This window comes from Burkholderia sp. AU27893 (assembly GCF_002223205.1).
Lineage (GTDB): Bacteria > Pseudomonadota > Gammaproteobacteria > Burkholderiales > Burkholderiaceae > Burkholderia.
In genome coordinates, this window is the sequence record NZ_NKFD01000001.1 from 1 (window position 1) to 20,744 (window position 20,744).

Below are 20,744 nucleotides of genomic sequence, written 5' to 3' on the forward strand. Positions count from 1 at the left end.
ATGAACGATTTCTGGCAACACTGTTCCGCACTGCTGGAGCGCGAGCTGACGCCCCAGCAGTACGTGACGTGGATCAAACCCTTGGCCCCGGTGGCCTTCGATGCGTCGGCGAACACGCTGTCCATCGCCGCGCCGAACCGCTTCAAGCTGGACTGGGTCAAGAGCCAGTTTTCGGGACGGATCAGCGATCTGGCCCGCGAATTCTGGAACACGCCGATCGAAGTCCAGTTCGTCCTCGATCCCAAGGCAGGCATGCGCAGCGCCGCCGCCGGCGCAGCACCGGCCGCCCCGCGCGCGCCGCTGGCCCCGACCGGCCCCGCCGCGACGGTGGCCGCGATCGCCGCCAACCTGACTGCGAATGCTTCGGCAGCGCCCGCCGCGCCGGCCGACGTGCCGATGACGCCGTCGGCAGCCGCCGCGCATCACCTGAACGCCGACGACGCCGACATCGACCTGCCGAGCCTGCCCGCGCACGAAGCGGCCGCCGGCCGCCGCACGTGGCGCCCGGGCCCGGGTGCCGCGCCGGCCAACGGCGGCGAAGCCGATTCGATGTACGAGCGCTCGAAGCTGAACCCCGTGCTCACGTTCGACAACTTCGTGACCGGTAAGGCGAACCAGCTCGCGCGCGCCGCCGCGATCCAGGTCGCGGACAACCCCGGCATCTCGTACAACCCGCTGTTCCTGTACGGCGGCGTCGGCCTCGGCAAGACCCACCTGATCCATGCGATCGGCAACCAGCTGCTGCTCGACAAGGCCGGCGCGCGGATCCGCTACATCCACGCCGAGCAATACGTGTCGGACGTGGTGAAGGCGTACCAGCGCAAGGCGTTCGACGATTTCAAGCGCTACTACCACTCGCTCGACCTGCTGCTGATCGACGATATCCAGTTCTTCTCCGGCAAGTCGCGCACACAAGAGGAATTCTTCTACGCGTTCGAGGCGCTGGTCGCGAACAAGGCGCAGGTGATCATCACCAGCGACACGTATCCGAAGGAGATTTCGGGGATCGACGATCGCCTGATCTCGCGCTTCGACTCGGGCCTCACCGTCGCGATCGAGCCGCCCGAGCTGGAAATGCGCGTCGCGATCCTGATGCGCAAGGCGCAGTCGGAAGGCGTGAACCTGTCGGAAGACGTCGCGTTCTTCGTCGCGAAGCACCTGCGCTCGAACGTGCGCGAACTCGAAGGCGCGCTGCGCAAGATCCTCGCGTATTCGAAGTTCCACGGCCGCGAGATCTCGATCGAGCTGACCAAGGAAGCGCTGAAGGACCTGCTGACCGTGCAGAACCGGCAGATTTCGGTCGAGAACATCCAGAAGACCGTCGCCGACTTCTACAACATCAAGGTCGCGGACATGTATTCGAAGAAGCGCCCCGCGAACATCGCGCGGCCGCGGCAGATTGCGATGTACCTCGCGAAGGAACTCACGCAGAAGAGCCTGCCGGAAATCGGCGAGCTGTTCGGCGGGCGCGATCACACCACCGTGCTGCACGCGGTGCGCAAGATCGCCGACGAACGCAGCAAGGACGCGCAGCTCAACCACGAGCTGCACGTGCTGGAACAGACGCTGAAGGGCTGAGCGCGCGGCGCGCTTGATAATTCGGCCTCCGCCCCAATTTAAGGGGGGCGGTTCGGTTTTGAGGCACAATACTGGTTTGACCGCCCCGGTGGTGGCGGGCCAAGAGCCCGGCCGGCGGGGCGCTGCGAGGCTGCTGCGCTGCAGGCCGTTACTCAACGAAGGAACTCTATGCAACTGGTCAAGACCGAACGAGACACCCTCCTCAGGCCGCTGCAAACGGTCAGCGGCATCGTCGAACGCCGCCATACGTTGCCGATCCTCGCCAACCTGCTGATCACCAAGAACGGCTCGGACGTTTCGTTCCTGTCGACCGACCTGGAGCTGCAGATCACCACGCGCGCCGATTTCGGCGTCGGCGGCGACCAGGTCGCGACCACCGTCGCAGCGCGCAAGCTGCTCGACATCCTGCGCGCGATGCCTGACGGCCAGGTCACGCTGTCGCTCGCCGACAAGCGCCTCACCGTTCAATCCGGCAAGAGCCGTTTCGCACTCCAGACGCTGGCGGCCGACGAGTTCCCGACCGTCGCGCAGGCGAAGGATTTCGGCGCCACGCTCACCGTCCCGCAGAAGTCGTTCCGCCAGCTGCTCGGCATGGTGCACTTCGCGATGGCGCAGCAGGACATCCGCTACTACCTGAACGGCATGCTGCTCGTCGTCGACGGCGACCAGCTGATGGCCGTGGCCACCGACGGCCACCGCCTCGCGTTCTCGTCGATGAAGCTCGAAGGCGGCACGTTCGGCCGCCAGGAAGTCATCGTGCCGCGCAAGACGATTCTCGAGCTGCAACGCCTGCTCGAAGACATCGACGACACCGTCACCATCGACATCGCGCAAACCCAGGCCAAGTTCACCTTTGGCCAGGTCGAGCTCGTGTCGAAACTCGTCGAGGGCAAGTTCCCCGACTTCCAGCGCGTGATCCCGAAGGCGCACAAGAACACGTTCGAGATCGGCCGTGAAGAGCTGCAGCGTTCGCTGCAACGCGCGGCAATTTTGACGTCAGACAAGTTCAAGGGCGTGCGCTGCATCATCGCGCCGGGCCAGCTGAAGATCATGTCGACCAACGCCGATCAGGAAGAGGCGCAGGAAGAACTGGAAATCGCCTACCAGGGCGATACCGTCGACATCGGCTTCAACGTCACGTATCTGCTCGACGTGCTCGCGAACCTGAAGGTCGACACCGTGCAGGTGAGCCTCGGCGACGCCAGCTCGAGCGCGCTGATTACCGTGCCCGAGAACGACGAGTTCAAGTATGTCGTGATGCCGATGCGCATCTGACGCGCGCGACATCACGACACACACCAGGGGGCGGCAAGCCCCTTTGGCGTTTTTATGGCGAACCGACAACCCGTCCTTTCGGTGCCTGACCGGCACCCTGGACGAGCCAGGAAACTGGAGCGGCCCGGCGATTTCTCTCGCTGAAACGCACCGCGCCGCCACTAGAGTGGCCTCGCAGAACCGGAAGATATCCATGAGTGAACAGCACAATTCGCAACCCGATAACAGCAGCTACGGCGCCTCGTCGATCCAGATCCTCGAAGGCCTGGAAGCGGTGCGCAAGCGCCCCGGGATGTACATCGGCGACACGTCGGACGGCACCGGTCTGCACCACCTCGTGTTCGAGGTGCTCGACAACTCGATCGACGAAGCGCTGGCCGGGTACTGCAACGACATCCACGTGACGATTCACGCCGACAACTCGATTTCCGTGACCGACAACGGCCGCGGGATTCCGACCGACGTGAAGATGAACGACAAGCACGAGCCGAAGCGCAGCGCCGCTGAAATCGTGATGACCGAGCTGCATGCCGGCGGCAAGTTCGACCAGAACAGCTACAAGGTGTCCGGCGGCCTGCACGGCGTGGGTGTGTCGTGCGTGAACGCGCTGTCGAGCTGGCTGCGCCTCACGGTGCGCCGCGACGGCAAGAAGCGGTTCATGGAGTTCCATCGCGGCGTCGCGCAGGATCGCGTGCTCGAGGTGGTCGATGGTGTCGAAGTGTCGCCGATGCTGGTGACGGGTGACACCGAGAACCGCGGCACCGAAGTGCACTTCATGGCCGATCCGACGATTTTCGGCACGGTTGAATATCACTACGACATCCTCGCGAAGCGGATGCGTGAGCTTTCGTTCCTGAACAACGGTGTGCGGATTCGCCTCACCGATCTGCGTTCGGGCAAGGAAGACGATTTCGCGTTCGCCGGCGGTGTGAAGGGTTTCGTCGAGTACATCAACAAGACGAAGACCAACCTGCACCCGACGGTGTTCTTCGCCAACGGCGAGAAGGATGGCGTGGGCGTCGAAGTCGCGATGCAGTGGAACGACAGCTACAACGAGAACGTGCTGTGCTTCACGAACAACATTCCGCAGCGCGACGGCGGCACGCACCTGACCGGCCTGCGGGCCGCGATGACGCGCGTCATCAACAAGTACATCACCGACAACGAAATCGCGAAGAAGGCGAAGGTCGAGACGACTGGCGACGACATGCGCGAAGGGCTGTCGTGCGTGCTTTCCGTGAAGGTGCCGGAGCCGAAGTTCAGCTCGCAGACGAAGGACAAGCTGGTTTCGTCCGAGGTTCGTGCGCCGGTTGAAGAAGTTGTGGCGAAGGCGCTGGAAGAATTCCTTTTGGAAACGCCGATCGACGCGAAGATCATCTGCGGGAAGATCGTCGAAGCGGCGCGTGCGCGTGATGCTGCCCGGAAGGCGCGTGAAATGACGCGCCGCAAGGGCGTGCTCGACGGCGTCGGCCTGCCCGGCAAGCTCGCGGACTGCCAGGAGAAAGACCCGGCAAAGTGCGAAATCTACATCGTCGAGGGTGACTCGGCAGGTGGGTCGGCCAAGCAAGGGCGCGATCGGAAGTTCCAGGCCATCCTGCCGCTGCGCGGCAAGGTGCTGAACGTCGAGAAGGCTCGCTACGACAAGCTGCTGTCGTCGGAACAGATCGTCACGCTCGTGACCGCGCTTGGGTGCGGCATTGGCAAAGAGGATTACAACCTCGACAAGCTGCGCTATCACCGCATCATCATCATGACCGACGCGGACGTCGACGGCGCGCACATCCGGACGCTGCTGCTCACGTTCCTCTATCGCCAGATGCCGGACATGATCGAGCGCGGGTACGTGTATATCGCGCAGCCGCCGCTTTACAAGATCAAGGCGGGCAAGGACGAGCGGTATCTGAAGGATGACGTGGAGCTCAACGCGCATATGCTGCGGTTGGCGCTGCAAGGGTCGGAGCTGGTGCCGGGTGAGAATGCGGCGGCGATTTCCGGCGATGCGCTTGGGGAGCTGGCGCGGTCGTATCTGCTGTCGAAGAGCGTGATCGAGCGGTTGAGCCGGTTGTATGACCCGGCCGCGCTGGAAGCGGTCATGGACGGTGTGGTGATCGATCTTTCCAACGAAGAGTCGACCGAGGCTTCGGCTAAGGCGCTGCACGCTGCGTTGCATGATGAAGCGCTGAAGAACGAAGTGCGCGTGGTGCCTTCGTATGACCCGGTTCGCGAACAGCGGGCGCTGCATGTCGAGCGGACGCATCACGGCAACGTGCGCGTTTCGGTCATCGACCAGGAATTCCAGCACACGGCGGATTATCAGCAGCTCGTGACCACGGCGAATACGTTCAAGGGGCTTATTGGGGAAGGTGCAGTCATCAAGCGTGGTGAGCGCAGCATGGCTGTGGCGGACTTCAAGAGCGCGATGAAGTGGCTGCTGGCGGATGCGGAACGGAACGTCTCCAAACAACGCTATAAGGGGCTCGGCGAGATGAACCCCGAGCAGCTTTGGGAAACGACGATGGATCCGGCAGTGCGGCGACTGCTGCGTGTGCAGATCGAAGACGCGATTGCTGCGGATGGGATCTTTACCACCCTCATGGGGGATGATGTCGAGCCGCGGCGGGCGTTTATCGAGTCGAATGCGTTGCGGGCAGGGAATATTGACGTTTAACCTAGGCTCTAAGTAACCTCATAGCCCGAGAAAATCGGACCCATAAGTCGAGAGATTTATGGGTCTTTTTTTAAGAGCCGGACTCCACACTCACTAGCTGAAGAAGTAATATTCTCGACGTCCGCGACATATTTGTCTCGGGATGCTCCACGAATCAACGGGTGCTTGTTTTCCGAAGACGTATACAACGATGGCAAAAGAGAAGAAAGACATCGCTTCAATATTTCGCTACATGGGGCCTGCATTAGACGCGCTCAGAGCGCTTGGCGGGTCCGGTACGCCGGACGAAGTTGTGGAGCGCATTGCTCAAGATCTCAATATTTCAGACGAGGCGCAGAACGAAATTCTGTCCTCAGGGGAAGGACGCTTCCGCAATCGGATACGATGGGCAAGGCTCTATCTCGTGAGGGAGGGTTTAGTTGATTCGTCGAGACGTGGGGTCTGGGCGCTCACCGAAACCGGTCGTCGCACGAACCTTTCGATAGACCAGGCTCGCAACTTAGCTACAAAATGGAACCGCATTTTTGCCGAGGAGCGTCGAGCGCGGGCTGATAGCTCCGAGCCCATTGCAGAGGAAGGCTCGGAGCCCGCAAACGTAGTCACAAACGATTACCGCTACCAACTCATTCAAACACTTAAGAATTTGCCAGCACCAGGCTTTGAACGGTTATCTCAACGACTTCTTCGTGAGGCCGGCTTTGTGCAAGTGGTTGTCACAGGCAGCAGTGGTGATGGGGGTATCGATGGGCACGGTACGCTACAAATCAATCCACTCGTGTCGTTTAAAGTCCTCTTTCAATGCAAGCGCTACGCGAAGTCGGTGTCGCCGTCACAAGTTCGCGACTTCCGAGGAGCAATGTCTGGGCGAACCGACAAAGGCATAATCATCACAACTGGAACATTTACGGCGGAAGCACGTCGTGAAGCTAGCCGCGACGGCGTCCCGCCAATTGAACTTATCGATGGTGAGAAGCTTGTTGACATGCTCGAACATCTTGAGCTCGGACTGCGGCCTGTACAAACCTACGTTGTCGACACATCTTTCTTTGACGAGTTCAAGAACTGACCTCCGGCCGCAAATCGATACTTTGGCGTATCACAATGCCGTAAAGCTGAGATCGATGCCGAGCAGCAACGAGATAAGACAACAAAGGCGAAATTCTACGCTCGACCTAGTCAGGAACTGACGCCTCGCATTCTCCATCGATAGAAGCGCCTGCGACCTCTGCCAAGGAACGACATGCCGCGAATAGTATTTGGACGAGATTGCGCCGCTGGCTTTTGGGGTAAGCTGTATAAGGCAGGACTAGATCAAGCAGACAGCGTCAGATCATCTGACTCAGTTCGGCCAGAAGCAGTCGGTCGGCATGAGCGCCTCGCTACTGGGCGCTCATGCCGCTAGCATCGGGCAGTTGTGCAGGACCAGACCGGTAGCGCGATATCCAATGTGGACGACGAGCGCGTAGGATCCTTGATCTCCCGCTCTGGTCAGCGGTTCAGTTCTTTCTACACATGGTAGAGGCATTGTATTCATGTCAGTCATTCTTAACGCGGGGGCCCTGATCGGTCAACCGAACGCAGCCCTCCAGATCCGCACCGGAAGCAGGGACGTCATTGCGGCTGGCACCGTCATCACTGCAGATAGTCGCAACTTGGAGTTTCAACTCGCGCACCTGCGCTTTGTATTTGAGTTTTCCACGGATGGCGGTAGCCCAAGAATAGAGTTCGACGCCCCCGGCACTTCTGCGCTGAATTTGCGCCTCTACAACTTTAGTAGCTCCATAGGATCCGGAACCACGTCACCAATTGAGATTGGAACGCTTGCTGGACGGAAACTTTTGCTCGCATTCGTGGTGTATGCGCTCAGCCCCGAAAGCAGCAAAACCGTGCACTACACGTTCATGGCGGGAGAACCGACATGAATCAAGGTGAAAATAGCACGCAGATCCAGGGAGAGCTTCGCACGCCCACGCTCCCTTCTTCATCGGGCACAATCGCCACCCCGATCCCTGGTGTGGTCACGCAGCAAATTGGTTCCGGCGAACATGCTCAGAACTCCATCGTGTATCGGACGATACTTTGGTCCTTCATTGGGGGCGGCCTGCTGTCTGTAGCGGCAGTGGTGATTGCTCTTCGTGACGGTAGCGAGAACCCCATGTCCCAGATAAAAGACGTCTGGTCGATTTTCGCGCCGCTGATAACTCTCGCCTTGGGATACGTGTTTGGCAAGGGCAGAGATGCCTAACGGCTCGGCAAATAGCATACTGCATTCAGTTTCTTCATCAGGTAAATCTGATGCAGCACCGTCCTCGAACGACCACACCGTTCACGAAATCCGCAAGAGTACGTCGGGCGACGCAGTTTCAGAGCAGCCTGCGGTGAGCCGAAAAGACATGTACAAAGAAGCCATCGCGATGGTCAAAGATACACTCGACGTCGCATGGAAAGTCGCTCCTGTTTCCTTCCTTCCAGCCGCGCTATTCGTTTGGAGTTATCTGCGGTCAATACATTGGACAAGCTTGTTCCAGGATTCGGCAATGTCAGGCAGTGGCTTGATCTTTCTTTTTATTGCAGCAATGCTTATCGCGGTCGCGGTCCTATTACAGTTCATCGCACCCTCGCTGCTTCTGATTGGCACCATGTGGAACTATCGTCAGGAACGCACTCTTCCGAAAGCGGTTCCACGGTTGTTTCTATGTGCAACTATTGGATGGCTCGCTGGATTCTTCTTGGTGGTTGAGCTGGACACGAGCCAGGTCTGGATTATGTTCGTGATGGCCTTTCTTGCAGCATTTTCGTTTGGAATCTATAACAGCAGATCATTAGATGTTTCTCAGAAGAGCGGTGCAAATTTTTCTATCCAAGCAGTCCACGCTGGTGGCTTGGCTCTAGCTGCCATTTTGGCACTGGCAGCGACATCGATTCCTCTCCTGATTACTCTGCACATCGCAGAGCGATATGCAGACGGCGGTTGGCTCGAGAAGCTGCTCGTGTTCACCGTATTCATTGGCACAACGGCCGTTAGCCTGCTGCCTGCAATCATGTATCTTAACGCTCGTACCTGGAGGTCGGGCTTTTACCAACCCCTTAAGCTGGCTTCGCTTGGGGTCTTTCTACTTTCGTACATCGTAGTGTCCGGCGCAGCGCTTTTTGTGCCCGTTTCTTCTACGGTCATGCGACTAGCCGGCATCTACAGCAACGAACAGCAAAGTTTTCAGATCTTGCAGCCCAGTCTCACCGCGGCACTTGACGCTGCCGGTGTACCAATTCATAAAGGTGAACAAACAAATATTGCCACCGGATACGTTAGGTATGGCTTCGGAGGTATTCGTCTCCTTTGCCGGCAGCCCTTCGATCCATCTCTCGTATCCGCCGATGCGATAAAGTTGGCGCAGAAAAACAAAACCCCTGATCCAACGATGCTCGCAGGTTCTGGTTGCGTCCAGGCGATGTCATCAGAACTGCGGCCCTTACGGATGTAAGAGAACATATGCCGGCACGACGGTGATCCGTCAAAGTATGGAATGGATCACAGCGTATGTTGATTTCAAGCGCAATGCTTACTTATGATATTGCAAAGGTCCACTGACCTGCCTGATTTCTTCGGGCCATTTCAATCTTGGAGAACGGCCTCGGTTACATCGGTTGAACAATACTGCTGCTTGAACTCGTCGGGCGTCAGGTATGCCAGACTTGAATGTTATCGCACAGCGTTGTAGTGACGCCGCCACTGCTCGATCACGACCATCGCCTCGGTGCGCGTCCGAAACCATTCGAGGCTCAGGCACTCGTCGCGGAATTTACCGTTGAAGCTCTCGTCCGCACCATTTTGCCAAGGCTTGCCGGATTCGCTGAGCGCCATTTCCATCCGACTATCCGCTGCCCACTTCAGGATAGCGCGCGACACGAACTCCGGACCATTGTCTGAGCGAAGGTAGCGTGGCGCTGACCAGCTTCGACAGAACCTCGATGACCCGTCCGGAGCAGATCGATCCCGCAACATCGATGGCCATGACCCGCACTCTCGCGCAGGGCGCCAGAGTACGTGCGACAGGCCTATAGCCCGATACCAACACGAGACCTTCCAGCTGTGCTCGCCCGATGGCAGTCACGCGCAATTCGCTGCACTGCGTGCGTGGCTGCTCGGCGACGGTCTGATTGGTGTTTGACGATATGGCAGGCGAGGCCTGCTCGAATTGTTGTCCCATGGCGGCTCCCTGTTCTTGTTGTTATTGGGCGGAGACGACACGTGTCGTGCATCGATATGCTTGCCTTTCTTCATTGGACGAAAGCCAAGATCAGTCTGGCCTTGGCTAACACAGCTCATCATTATGGCAGCAGCGGCAGCCCCAGCTCTTTGAGGAATTCGTTGTGCTGCTCGCTGGCCATCTTGATCTTCTTATCCAGCGAAACCAGTTCCGCATGTACTGCAGCGAGGGCGATCTTCTCCTCGATTTCCGCGGTGCTCACATAGCGTGAAATGTTCAGATTGAAATCGTTTTGCTCGATTTCTTCCATGCCCACGCGCCGCGAATAGCGATCCTCCTCCTTACGGAACTGGTAGGTATCGATAATCTTATCGATGTGCTCAGGCAGGATCTGGTTTTGCCGCTTCCCCTTCTCGAAATGCTCGGCTGCGTTGATGAACAGCACGTCATCGGGCTTCTTGCATTTCTTGAGCACTAAAATGCACACAGGAATGCCGGTGGAAAAGAACAGGTTAGCGGGCAGGCCGATCACTGTATCGATGTGGCCATCCTTGAGCAGCTTGGTGCGGATGCGTGCTTCGGCGCCCCCACGGAACAACACGCCGTGGGGCAGGATGATAGCCATTACTCCGTCTAGCTTCAGGAAATGGAAGCCGTGCAGCAGGAAGGCAAAGTCGGCAGCCGACTTGGGCGCCAATCCGTAATTCTTAAATCGCACGTCCTCGCCCAGGGCTTCGGTAGGCTCCCACCGGTAGCTGAACGGGGGATTAGCTACCACCGCGTCGAACTTCGGCATCTTGGCCGGATTGGTTTCACACAGCATGTCCCACTCGTTGAGCAGGGTGTCACCATGGAAAATCTCGAACTCCGAATCCTTCACCCCGTGCAGCAGCATGTTCATGCGCGCCAGGTTATAGGTGGTGATGTTCTTTTCCTGGCCGTAAATCTTCCCGATCGTTCCCTTTGCTTCTTTCAAGCGGTGGCGCACGTTCAATAACAGAGAGCCTGAACCGCAAGCCAGGTCCATCACACTGTCTAGATGAGAGCGCTTTCCCGTGGCGGGCTCTTGGCTATCGAGCGTCACGATGGCTGACAGGATGTCCGAAATGCGCTGAGGAGTATAGAACTCTCCCGCCTTCTTGCCCGAGCCAGCCGCAAACTGACCAATTAGGTACTCGTAGGCATCGCCCAGCGTGTCGCTATCGGTAGAAAACTGCTTCAGTCCGTCAGCAATTTCCTTGATGATCTTGCACAGGCGGGCATTGCGCTCGGTATAGGTTTTGCCGAGCTTGTCGGATGCCAGGTTGATCTCCGAGAACAGCCCTCGGAAAGTGCTGGCGAAGGATTCTGTCTCGATGTAACTGAAGCCCCTCTGCAAGGTTTTCAAGAGCGCCGCATCTTGTGTCCGCGCCATCTCGGCAATATTGCCCCACAGGAATTTCGGCTCGATCACATAGTGCACCTTCCGGCGCATTTGCTTCTCGAACTCCACTACATCGTCTAGGTTGCTCTCGTACCAGCGTTGCAGAGGCGTGGACACCGAGTTATCGAGCTGCTGCGGGTACTCCCGCCCCAACTCCTTCTTGGCAGCAGCTTCGTAATTGTCGGACAGGTAGCGCAGAAACAAGAAAGCCAACATGTAGTCGCGGAAGTCGTCTGCATTCATTGCGCCGCGGAGCTGATCTGCAATGGTCCAGAGAGTCTTGCCGAGCTTTTGTTTTTCGAGATCAGTCATTGGGTGCCTGCTTCCTCAACGGCTTGAGGAAATAAATCTGGATTAAAGGGATAGCGATTCAGGAAGTCGTTCAGAATCTTCCTAAAGTAAGCCTTGTTCTCGTCGAGCATCCGCTGGGGTTCGAACAGTGAATAGTTGCCGTGGCTCAGGATATTGATCAGGCGCGTGTACAAGATACCATCCGGGTCATCGTCTTCCTGCTTGATGCAGACTGAGAAGTTCTTGTGGCCGTGAAAGCTCGCCGTCTTCTCCAGAATGGTGCGCAGCATGTTGAAGTGATGGGTGAAAAGCCGATCGTCCTGCGCAGCCTGATACAGCTCGGCCAAGGCGGCGACGTGATGGAAGAACGGTGTGTCACCTGTTTCCTCACGCAACACATAGCTGCTGCCTGTTGAGATCTTGTTGACGAAATACTTGCGAGCCTTGCCCAGCTCGTTGCACAACACATTGAAGAACAACGTGTGGTGTGTCGAGATCACGGTTTTGAGCTTGCTGTCGGGCCGCTTGAGCAGTTGTGCCAAGTGGTTAGCCACGGCGATAGCGTTGTGCTCATCCAGCGACGAAATGGGATCATCGATGTAGATGTATTTCACCCACTGGTAGGCCTCTGCACCATCCAGCGCCAACTGGACGATTGCAAGGAAGAAGCACCAGACAAAGATGTTTTCCTCGCCGCGCGACACCTTGATGTTATCGATGGTTTTCCCGTCCACCGTGCGTGAAAAGCGCACTACCCATTCCTGGGTGTCGATTCGGAAATCAAAGTCCGCATAGCGCTGCAACAATGGACGGATACGGTTGTCCATCTCCAGCTCCGCCAGCCCGGCAAAGAAGCGAGAATCCGCGTTGAGGGTCAGCCGTCGGTCACTGTCGCCGTCAAGGTCGTTATCCCAGTGGAACAGGTCCTCGGTGAAAGCATTGAAGTAGAGCGTATCGCGCTTGGCCTCGTCACCTTCCCCCTGCCTGCCAAGGGTCTTGAATTCCATCGACAGGCGCGTCTTGCCCGTACCGTTGTAGGCATAAAGCAGGATGGTCTTCTTGTTCTCCAGTTCTTGCCGTAGCTGCGCCGCCAGCGCGGGCAGGTCGGCGAAGGCTTGGCCCGGCTTCATTCCTGCACCCCACTCTGCGCTACGAACAACCGCTGCATCAAGCCCTTCTTGTGGACTAGGAGGACGTCGATCTTTTGGTTTTGGACGGCGATTAGATCGTCAAGAGATGACAAACAATCGGCAATTGCTTGTTGTTCCTCTCGCTGTGGAACCAATGCCGTGAGACTCAAAATGTCACCCCGTGAAAGCCCCGGAATGAGATTGCCAGAAGCCAGCGCAATCAACCGTTGCCGTTGCGTCGCCAGAAAATGAAATAAAAACTCCCCATGTACACTTTTTGGTCTGACCGCCATCAACTGACGCCCCATAGCTACTTCATCAAGTTCTAGGTAGAGTAACTCACCCACACCACTCCCCTTGACAGTTATGAGGATGTCTCCCGAACGCCCTGAATTGACACTATGCGAAGTCCATTTGCTAACCAAAGCCAAATCATTTGCGTAATCTGACGGTCCTGTGAAGTATGGAACATCGCCAGCATCCGCGTACTCGTCTGGTGCTAGGTGAAGCCCCGAGATGAGGTCGATCCACGTCGAAAGTGCTGCTTCCTTCCACGCCTCAGCGGCCCGAAATTCAGGAAAACGCAAACGGGGGATGGTTTCGCCTTCGCGGGGGAAAAGCTGCTGCATCAAGCCCTTCTTTTGGTTCCTAATGGCGTCAAGCTTTTGATTTTCCGCCATGATCAGATCGTCGAGAGAAGATAAGCAATCGGCGATTTTTTGCTGCTCTGCTTTCTGGATAGGCAGCACAATAGGAAAAGATAAAAACATTTCAGCCTGAATGCGCTTCGCCTTTCGTCCGCCATCCGCAACCTCCCCATTCTTCTTATAGAACCCCTCGCGCTTCACATACTCAAGAAGAAATACTGGATCTAACTCTTCCCCGATGTCAAAACATGGCAAATCGACAGTAGATTCAAATCCGTCAAGCTCCTTCGGTACGATTCCAAAGGCTTGGTTGAGAAAATCAAGCTTACTGTAAATGAACTGTCCGGCTCGACGCTTATAATATTTAGTGTTCTCGCTACCCTTGATTGATTCTCGCTTTGCGAATACGCCTTTTCCCCAAAGCTTTACGGTAATTTTCTTCGCAATATCTCCAGCGCTACCTTCGATTCGACTTTCCGTCAGAAATTGTGCAAGCTTTTTCTCGTGCCACTCCCCTGCCTCCCGAAACTCGGGAAACCGCAACTCTGGCACCAGCGTCCGCTGCGCGCTCTTCTGTTCGCTCATCGCGCTCTTGTCCTTATTGCTCATACGCACTCAGCCCCGAAATCTCGCGCCCCTGAGCGAGTTTGTGCAGCAGTGGCGTCAGGTCTTCCACCAGCGCCAGTTCCTTTTGTGTGCGCGCTTTCCAGCCCAAACCTAGCGGAGCCATCAACTCGCTCAATGCTTCGCCATCAAAGATCCGACGGCGCAGCACCTCATCGATAAACGCATGCAGTGCATCAGCGGCCAGCCCGTGCTTACTAGCGATCTCGGTTAGTTCGCGCGTCTTCTTCTCGGCCTCGAAGCGCTCGTAGCCGTCGCGGATTTGCGTTTCGTCTAGAGCCTGCCCCACGGGCAGGCCACGGATGTATTCAGCAATGTCCTCGCGCTCGTCTATGAACTTCGCGTCGGACTGGATCAGGCCGATGAGCTGCTCGCGGCTGAGAGTTAGCTTGCCGGGCTTCTGCTGGGTCATGCGGGCGATCAGGCTCATGATGTAGTCGTAGTCGATCACCGCCGAGGCGAAGAGCACGAATTCGAAGTCGAGCTGCTGCACCTCTGGCGGGGTCTGGTCGCGGTCTTGCAGTGCCTTCAAGCGCTTGGCTGTCTCAAGGTACACCCCCTTGAAGCCCTGCATCCGGTCTGGCGGCACGATCTGAGCGATCTGCGCTTTTTGTTCTTCCGACAGGTCGGTGTACTGGTCCAACTGCGTCTTGAACCGCTGCACTTCCTTGAACAGGTTAACGAACTGGCTGCGTGCGGCATCGCCCTTCAGGTTGGAAACTTCTTCCGGCGCGTTCGTTAGTCCTTGTGACTGCATGAAGTCCGCCAGCTTTTGCGTGGCGGCTTGCAAGGTGTCGATGACCTTGGGTGCCGGGTCTACCAGCCAGATTTCACGAGGGTTGTCGGTCTTCTCGCCCGAGAACAGCGCAATGGCTTTTTCCACTGGCTCCTGTTGCTGGCGAAAGTCGAGGATGTTGCCGTAGGGCTTGCTGTCGTTGAGAACTCGGTTGGTGCGCGAAAAGGCTTGAATCAGGCCGTGGTACTTGAGGTTCTTGTCCACATACAGAGTGTTGAGGTACTTGGAATCGAACCCGGTAAGCAGCATGTCCACCACGATGGTGATATCGATCTTCTGCCTGTGCGGCAGATCGGCGTTGGGGTACTGCTGGTCCTTGATGCGCTTTTGCACGTCTTGGTAATACAGGTCAAACTCGCTGATGCGGTGATTCGTACCGTAGCCCGCGTTGTAGTCGGTCATGATGCGCGTGAGCGCGGCTTTCTTGCCCTCCGGGTCCTGCTCGTTGTCAGCCTTCTCCTGCGGCAGGTCTTCCTGAATCTGCTGCACGTCCTTGTTGCCTTCGGCAGGGGGTGAGAAGACGCAGGCAACGTTCAGCGGCACGAAGCCGTCATCCTCGGCCCGCTTCTTGTCCTGCAGCTCTTTGAAGGCCTCGAAATACTCGATAGCGTCATTGATGCTGGCCGTGGCCAGCACCGCATTGAACTTGCGCCCGTTGGTGGCGGCGTCGTGCTTAGCCAGGATGGTCTCGATAACCTTGGCCTTCGGCAGCCCCTCGCCCGGCTTAGGCGGCTTCTTGCCTTCGGGCTTGAAGAAGTCTATGTGGAACTTCAGGACGTTCTGGTCGTCAATGGCGTGCGTGATCGTGTACTCGTGCAGGCAGCGCTGGAACAGGTCATCCGTTGTGCGGTGGCTTGCTTGCTGGCCCTCGATCTGAACGACGGTGGCGTTGTCCTTGAAGATCGGGGTGCCCGTGAAGCCAAACAACTGGGCCTTCGGGAAAAACTCTTTAATCGCCTTGTGGTTGTCGCCGAACTGCGAACGGTGGCACTCGTCAAAGATGAACACAATGCGCTGCTCGCGCAAGGGTTCCAGACGCTGCTTGTAGGTTTCCTTGCCCTGCTTTTCCTTCTGCTTGTTGCGCTTGCTGTTCTCGTCAAGCGCCAGGCCGAGCTTTTGGATGGTGGTGACGATGACCTTGTCGGCGTAGTCGTCGGACAGCAGGCGGCGCACCAGCACCTCTGTGTTGGTGTTCTCTTCGACGCAGCCTTCCTGGAAGCGGTTGAACTCTTCACGGGTCTGGCGATCCAGGTCTTTGCGGTCCACCACGAACAGGCATTTGTCGATGTCCGGGTTGTCCTTGAGCAGAGTGGAGGCCTTGAACGAAGTCAGCGTCTTACCCGAGCCGGTGGTGTGCCAGATGTAGCCGTTACCACAATTCAGGTGGATGCACTCCACGATGGCTTTAACAGCATAGATTTGGTACGGCCGCATCATCAGCAGCTTCTGCTCGCTGGCCACCAGCACCATGTAGCGGCTGATCATCTGGCCCAGAGTGCACTTGGCCAAAAACTTGTCGGCAAAGGCATCCAAGAGGGTGATTTTCTTGTTGTCCTCACCCGCAAACTCGTACACCGGCAGGAAGCGCTCATCTGCTGTCGCGGGGCGGCGTAAAGGAGCCGGGGATGGGCGGCGTAATGGCGCCAGCAGAACCGGGGGTAAAACGCGGATTCGAACGGTTTCAAGGTTGCGGTTTTTTGCCGTTTTTGGCAACTGCATTTTGAGGGGGATCTGGCATCGGTTTCGGGGTGCGGTAACTGTCGCCCTCGAGGACGAGCCGGTAGGCGCCGTGGCGTAGTCGGTCGAGTGTGGCGGTGCCGAGGATGCGGTTGTCGGGGAACGCGGCGCCCCATTCACCGAAGTCGAGATTCGACGTCAGGATGGTCGCCGCGTGCTCGTAGCGGGCCGCGACGAGATCGTGGAAGTCCTCGTCCTGCGGGGTACGTAGCGGTTTGAGCGCGAAGTCATCGACGATCAGCAGCGGCACCCGGGCGTACTGCTGGAACTTGCGGTCATAGGCGCCGGTGGCGCGCGCGGCGTTCAATCGCTTGAGCAGCTCGGTCTGCGAGATGAACAGCACATCGCGGCCTTGGCGGGCGGCGCAGTGGCCCAGCGCCTGGGCCAAGTGGCTTTTGCCGGTGCCGGTTGGACCGGCGATCAGGATCGCGACCTTCTCGTCGAGATACCGGCCTGTCGCGAGATCATGAACGTGTGAGCGGTTCAACGTAGGCAGCCGGTCGAAGTCGAACGTCTCGAGCGTCTTGCCCATCGCGAAGCCGGCGCGCAGCAGACGGGTGCCGAGCTTCTTGTGTTCGCGACGGGCAACCTCGTCGTGCAGCAGCATGGCAAGGAACTCGGTATAGGCGAGCTGCCCGTCGATCGCCTGACGGTTGCGCTGCTCAAGCGAGTCGAGGATGCCGGACAGGCGCAGCTGTTTGAGGATGGAATTCAATTCGGGACTCGGGTTCATGGTGTCAGTGGATCAGCAGGGATTGGAGATCACGGCCGAAGCGGCCGCCGTTCTGGTAAGCGCCAGTCGGGGCCGACGCGGGACGCGGCACCGGTTCGCTGTCCAGGCCTTTGTCGAGGATGCCCTTGATGGTGCTGTACTTCGCGCTGCTGAACGCGAGCGCACGCTCGCAGGCTGCTTCCAGCCTCTGATCGCCGACTTTCTGTCGCAGCCGGATGATCCCCTGCGCGCCGCGCAGGTTGACGAGCACCTTGTCGTTGAACAGCGCGAGGATCACGCCGTGGCACGACGGCCCGATCTCCTTCGCGCGCGCCAGACACCACTGCGGATCGTGCTCGAGCCAGGCCTGCGCTTCGGGCGGCTGGTGATCTCGCACCGTGTGGCGACCGCCGGCCCGCTGCCGCGGATGGGTTGCGACGAGTTCATGCCGATGGAACAGCTGGATGACCGTATCGGTCGCCTTCAGCCAGAGCGACTTGCCGACGAGCGTGAACGGTGCAGAGTACAGCGCGTGCTTGTAGACGACGTGGCCGTCGCGATGGACCGCCACCTCCTTCCAGACCGACAGTACCGGCGGCACGTCCGGCAATGCAGCGAGCAACGGGCGCTCGACGCCGAAGCGCGTCAGCGGCCGTTCGTGGACGGTGCCGTGGATACGAGTGCCGGCCTGCTGCATCACCCATTCGCGCAGTTGCCGGTTGGCGTCGGCCAGATCCCGGAACTCGCGCAGCGGCACGAAGGACTTCTTGACGTATTTGACGCCCGATTCGACGACGCCCTTCTTCTGGGGATCGTGCGGCGGACAGGCGTCGATCCGGAATCCATATCCCTCGGCAAGCGCGGCGTACGAGCGTTGCACCGCCGGCTCGTATCGACACGCCCGGATGATCGCGCACTTCGCGTTATCGATGATGACCCGGTCGGGACAGCCGCCGAACCATTCGAAGGCGCGCCGGTGGCTGGCGAGCCACGTCTCGACGGTCTGGTCCAGCACGATCTCGGCATACTGGTGGCGCGACCAGCACAACGTCATCACGAAGATCCACGTCCGGACCGCAATGCCCTCGACCGTCAGCACGGGTCCCGCGCCGAAGTCGACCTGCGCGGCGTCGGCCGGTGCGAAGTCGAGGATCGTTGTGGTGGCCACGCTGCGCTCGGCAGCCAGATGGCGCAGCATGCGCTTCACGGCACAATAGCTGCCGGCGTAGCCATGATTGCGTTGAAGGGCGGCATGGATCGTGGTGCCCTGAACGCCGGCGGCAAGCCATTCGCGGACCTGTTCGCGATATGGCTCAACCGTCGACACACAGGTGTGCGGCAGGTGCGGCGTGCGCCCGAAGACACCCGCGATCGTAGCGTCGTCCGGCAGCGGCTGCACCGGATCCAGCCAACTACGCGCTTCAGCCTCGCGGCGCACGGTCGTCAGCTTCTTGCGCCCCATCAAACCGCCGCGCGCGATGTCGCGGTCAGAATCGCCTTGCCGCATGCGGACAAGGACTTGGCGGTATTCAAACAATTCGAACCTCCTGTTGGCCATGGACGCTCCGTTCAAAAAGAACGGAGCGTACCGACTCGGAAAGTTCGAACCGCGTTCTCGCCCTGATGCTGCTGGCGCCTATGCGCCGCCCCTAACGTGGCGCCATTACGCCGCCCTTGGACTGGCGCCTATGTGCCGCCCCTCAAGTGGCGCCCTTATGCCGACCCCGCATTGGCTCCATAGCGCCGCCCCGTGACATCTGCATTGAAGCTGAAGTGTCGGGTGTTGTTGTTCGCGAAATACTTGGTGATCTTTCCGTTGCTGACGATGAAGAGCTGCAGAAAGCACAGCAGCGTCTTGCCGTAGCCGTTGCCAGGGTTGCTCTTGTAATCGACGATCTGCTGCATGGCGCGGCGCGGGCTCACGTCCAGCGTCTTCAGCTCGATCTGCACCACCGGCACGCCGTTGATGAGCAGCATCACGTCGTAGCGGTGATAGCTGTTGTCGGTGTTCACGCGCAGTTGGTTAACGACCTCGAAGTCGTTCTTGCACCAGTCGCGGATGTTCACCAGGGTGTAGTTCAGGGGCGTGCCGTCGTCACGCTCGAAGGCGTTGATGCTGCGCAGCGTCTGGGCCGCGTTGTAGACATCAGTCGTGATGATCGTGTCCAACAGCCGCTGAAACTCGCTGTCCGTCAGCCGCACCCGGTTGAGCGCTTCGAACTTCGCGCGGAAATTTGCTTCCAGTGTTGCACGGTCGCGGATATCCGGGCGGTAGGTGTACTTGAGGTCACCGAGCTTGGCGATCAGGCCCAGCTCAATTTGGTGTTCTGTTGTCGTCATGAATCTGTTCCGGCCGTCATGGATGTGTTGATGCGGTGGGCGGGCGGCTCCCTGTAGCTCGAGCAGCCATGTCAAGCGCTCGCCTTGGCCGGCTCTCCATTCGGGCGATCCAGTCTCAAGTCATGACTGCGCGCGTATTCCAGCACCAGGATTTCGATCATCGACGCCACCGAACGGCGCTCGCGATCGGCCGCCAAGCGCAAGAGCTGCTTGATCTCGGCAGAGGTGCGGATGGAAAGGGTTTCGTCCTTTAGGCGTGACATAGCGGCGTCTCGTTAATGGTGTCACGCAAATGTACTGCGTTATGCACTAATTTGCCAGACATGTGATGGGCCACGCATCCCGACCACCGGACCAGATGGACGGCAGGAGCGCTGAGCGACGATTTATGTGTGTTCCAGTGTTCCCCGTCGTCGTTCATCGATATCTAGACTTGTGCCGTATTTTTCTGCGGCGAAATTCGAGAAGATATACCGATTGGCCACTCGTCGAATTTTCCATATTTCGAGATACCCAGTTCGGTAGACTCAAACGGCATCACCGCAAAAAAGCGCGGGCCGCATGGGCTGCCACCCATACGACCCGCTGACCACAACCAACTCGCATCAGGAGTCGGAAGATGGCTAACGCCAATAGTAAGTCACGTCCCAAGAAGCTCAAACAGTATCCCGAGGTTGAGCTGACCCTCGGCAACAAGCCGGACCTTCCCCAGGAGGGCCAGCCGTACATGCCATGGATGCGCGCCATCGACGCGCATTTCGAGATGTTCGGATTCAAGCCGGGTGATCGCGTCTATCTGCGGTTCAGCTTTGCTTCCCGAAGGGTCACCATCACGCCCGACTACAGCGCGCTTAACTGGCAAGAGCAGCCCTATGGTGCAGCTGCCCAAGAAGAGGATAGGGAAGAGGAATACGCAGCGCTGGCCTCTTTGCGCAGCTCTACTGCCTGGTGATGGCTCGGCGTGATGCATTTCGGCACACGCGTTGACGCAAATGGACCGCGGTGGGGCTGCAGGTAACTTCAACAACCGTCACAACTGACGAAAAGTTGCGTTCCGCTCTCTCGGCATTCAACGGCATCGCAAGCATCCGCGCATGCAGCACGACAAGCATCCATGCCGAGTACTCCACGCACATTTCTGCCGCGCCAATGCAAAAACCCCCGCCTTTCGGGCGGGGGTTCTCGGCTTAGGGAGCCTGACGATTACCTACTTTCACACGGGAATCCGCACTATCATCGGCGTAGAGTCGTTTCACGGTCCTGTTCGGGATGGGAAGGGGTGGGACCGACTCGCTATGGTCATCAGGCAAAGAGG

15 protein-coding genes, 1 rRNA gene and 2 pseudogenes are annotated in these 20,744 nt (G+C 58.4%); 8 read left to right on the plus strand and 10 right to left on the minus strand.

Annotated elements, in window-relative coordinates; genetic code table 11:
• The 7 genes from dnaA to CFB47_RS40095 form a co-directional block, all read left to right on the plus strand.
• Positions 1-1,578 (plus strand): chromosomal replication initiator protein DnaA (gene dnaA, locus CFB47_RS00005; RefSeq protein ID WP_089460201.1); only part of this gene is annotated, 1,578 nt, incomplete at its 5' end.
• Between the two features lie 168 nt (positions 1,579-1,746).
• Positions 1,747-2,853, plus strand: coding sequence for a DNA polymerase III subunit beta (dnaN, locus tag CFB47_RS00010; RefSeq protein ID WP_039364632.1), 1,107 nt, complete (start codon positions 1,747-1,749; stop codon positions 2,851-2,853).
• 193 nt (positions 2,854-3,046) lie between these two features.
• On the plus strand, positions 3,047-5,521 hold the full coding sequence (gene gyrB / locus CFB47_RS00015; protein WP_089460202.1) for a DNA topoisomerase (ATP-hydrolyzing) subunit B: 2,475 nt from the start codon (positions 3,047-3,049) through the stop codon (positions 5,519-5,521).
• A gap of 190 nt (positions 5,522-5,711) precedes the next feature.
• Positions 5,712-6,587 (plus strand): restriction endonuclease, encoded by an 876-nt coding sequence (locus tag CFB47_RS00020; protein WP_089460203.1) that lies wholly within the window; start codon positions 5,712-5,714, stop codon positions 6,585-6,587.
• Positions 6,588-7,053: 466 nt separating this feature from the next.
• On the plus strand, positions 7,054-7,443 hold the full coding sequence (locus CFB47_RS40090) for a DUF6864 domain-containing function (protein ID WP_105749880.1): 390 nt from the start codon (positions 7,054-7,056) through the stop codon (positions 7,441-7,443).
• A complete protein-coding gene (locus tag CFB47_RS00025; protein WP_105749881.1) occupies positions 7,440-7,766 on the plus strand; it encodes a hypothetical protein in 327 nt (108 codons plus the stop codon). The genes CFB47_RS40090 and CFB47_RS00025 overlap by 4 nt, the downstream gene beginning before the upstream one ends.
• Positions 7,767-7,914: 148 nt before the next feature.
• Positions 7,915-9,003 carry a hypothetical protein gene (locus tag CFB47_RS40095; protein WP_105749882.1) on the plus strand — a complete coding sequence of 363 codons (1,089 nt, stop codon included), beginning with the start codon at positions 7,915-7,917 and terminating at the stop codon, positions 9,001-9,003.
• Between the two features lie 131 nt (positions 9,004-9,134).
• Here the strand turns inward: CFB47_RS40095 and CFB47_RS00030 are convergent.
• From CFB47_RS00030 to CFB47_RS00070, 9 genes and pseudogenes are all read right to left on the minus strand, one after another.
• Positions 9,135-9,534 (minus strand): annotated as a pseudogene (locus CFB47_RS00030) (integrase core domain-containing protein); the annotation flags it as partial.
• 316 nt (positions 9,535-9,850) lie between these two features.
• Positions 9,851-11,464, minus strand: a complete 1,614-nt coding sequence (locus tag CFB47_RS00035) for a type I restriction-modification system subunit M (protein WP_089460205.1) — start codon at positions 11,462-11,464, stop codon at positions 9,851-9,853.
• On the minus strand, positions 11,461-12,573 hold the full coding sequence (locus tag CFB47_RS00040) for an AAA family ATPase (protein ID WP_089460206.1): 1,113 nt from the start codon (positions 12,571-12,573) through the stop codon (positions 11,461-11,463). Before CFB47_RS00040 ends, CFB47_RS00035 begins: the two co-directional genes overlap by 4 nt.
• Positions 12,570-13,805 carry a restriction endonuclease subunit S gene (locus tag CFB47_RS00045; RefSeq protein ID WP_256946629.1) on the minus strand — a complete coding sequence of 412 codons (1,236 nt, stop codon included), beginning with the start codon at positions 13,803-13,805 and terminating at the stop codon, positions 12,570-12,572. The genes CFB47_RS00040 and CFB47_RS00045 overlap by 4 nt, the downstream gene beginning before the upstream one ends.
• Positions 13,806-13,818: 13 nt before the next feature.
• Positions 13,819-16,359: a type I restriction endonuclease subunit R gene (locus tag CFB47_RS00050; protein ID WP_256946630.1), complete on the minus strand. Its 2,541-nt coding sequence runs from the start codon at positions 16,357-16,359 to the stop codon at positions 13,819-13,821.
• Positions 16,322-17,110, minus strand: coding sequence for an IS21-like element ISBmu1 family helper ATPase IstB (gene istB / locus CFB47_RS00055; RefSeq protein ID WP_012213993.1), 789 nt, complete (start codon positions 17,108-17,110; stop codon positions 16,322-16,324). The genes CFB47_RS00050 and istB overlap by 38 nt, the downstream gene beginning before the upstream one ends.
• A gap of 4 nt (positions 17,111-17,114) precedes the next feature.
• Positions 17,115-18,626, minus strand: a complete 1,512-nt coding sequence (istA, locus tag CFB47_RS00060; protein WP_027809980.1) for an IS21 family transposase — start codon at positions 18,624-18,626, stop codon at positions 17,115-17,117.
• A gap of 218 nt (positions 18,627-18,844) precedes the next feature.
• Positions 18,845-19,429 (minus strand): annotated as a pseudogene (locus CFB47_RS00065) (type I restriction endonuclease); the annotation flags it as partial.
• Between the two features lie 71 nt (positions 19,430-19,500).
• A complete protein-coding gene (locus tag CFB47_RS00070) occupies positions 19,501-19,692 on the minus strand; it encodes a hypothetical protein (protein WP_089460208.1) in 192 nt (63 codons plus the stop codon).
• 356 nt (positions 19,693-20,048) lie between these two features.
• Between CFB47_RS00070 and CFB47_RS00075 the strand changes: the two genes are divergently transcribed.
• Positions 20,049-20,381, plus strand: a complete 333-nt coding sequence (locus tag CFB47_RS00075) for a hypothetical protein (protein WP_089460209.1) — start codon at positions 20,049-20,051, stop codon at positions 20,379-20,381.
• A 242-nt stretch (positions 20,382-20,623) separates the two neighbouring features.
• On the opposite strand, the gene rrf is transcribed toward CFB47_RS00075, so the two are convergent.
• Positions 20,624-20,736, minus strand: a 5S ribosomal RNA gene (gene rrf, locus CFB47_RS00080).
• Positions 20,737-20,744: the final 8 nt, after the last annotated feature.

Bases quoted from the DNA above. Each gene is read 5' to 3' on its own strand.
- dnaN (WP_039364632.1), top strand. From the start codon at position 1,747: ATGCAACTGGTCAAGACCGAACGAGACACCCTCCTCAGGCCGCTGCAA.
- gyrB (WP_089460202.1), top strand. From the start codon at position 3,047: ATGAGTGAACAGCACAATTCGCAACCCGATAACAGCAGCTACGGCGCC.
- CFB47_RS00020 (WP_089460203.1), top strand. From the start codon at position 5,712: ATGGCAAAAGAGAAGAAAGACATCGCTTCAATATTTCGCTACATGGGG.
- CFB47_RS40090 (WP_105749880.1), top strand. From the start codon at position 7,054: ATGTCAGTCATTCTTAACGCGGGGGCCCTGATCGGTCAACCGAACGCA.
- CFB47_RS00025 (WP_105749881.1), top strand. From the start codon at position 7,440: ATGAATCAAGGTGAAAATAGCACGCAGATCCAGGGAGAGCTTCGCACG.
- CFB47_RS40095 (WP_105749882.1), top strand. From the start codon at position 7,915: ATGTACAAAGAAGCCATCGCGATGGTCAAAGATACACTCGACGTCGCA.
- CFB47_RS00035 (WP_089460205.1), bottom strand. From the start codon at position 11,464: ATGACTGATCTCGAAAAACAAAAGCTCGGCAAGACTCTCTGGACCATT.
- CFB47_RS00040 (WP_089460206.1), bottom strand. From the start codon at position 12,573: ATGAAGCCGGGCCAAGCCTTCGCCGACCTGCCCGCGCTGGCGGCGCAG.
- CFB47_RS00045 (WP_256946629.1), bottom strand. From the start codon at position 13,805: ATGAGCGAACAGAAGAGCGCGCAGCGGACGCTGGTGCCAGAGTTGCGG.
- CFB47_RS00050 (WP_256946630.1), bottom strand. From the start codon at position 16,359: ATGCAGTTGCCAAAAACGGCAAAAAACCGCAACCTTGAAACCGTTCGA.
- istB (WP_012213993.1), bottom strand. From the start codon at position 17,110: ATGAACCCGAGTCCCGAATTGAATTCCATCCTCAAACAGCTGCGCCTG.
- CFB47_RS00070 (WP_089460208.1), bottom strand. From the start codon at position 19,692: ATGTCACGCCTAAAGGACGAAACCCTTTCCATCCGCACCTCTGCCGAG.
- CFB47_RS00075 (WP_089460209.1), top strand. From the start codon at position 20,049: ATGGCTAACGCCAATAGTAAGTCACGTCCCAAGAAGCTCAAACAGTAT.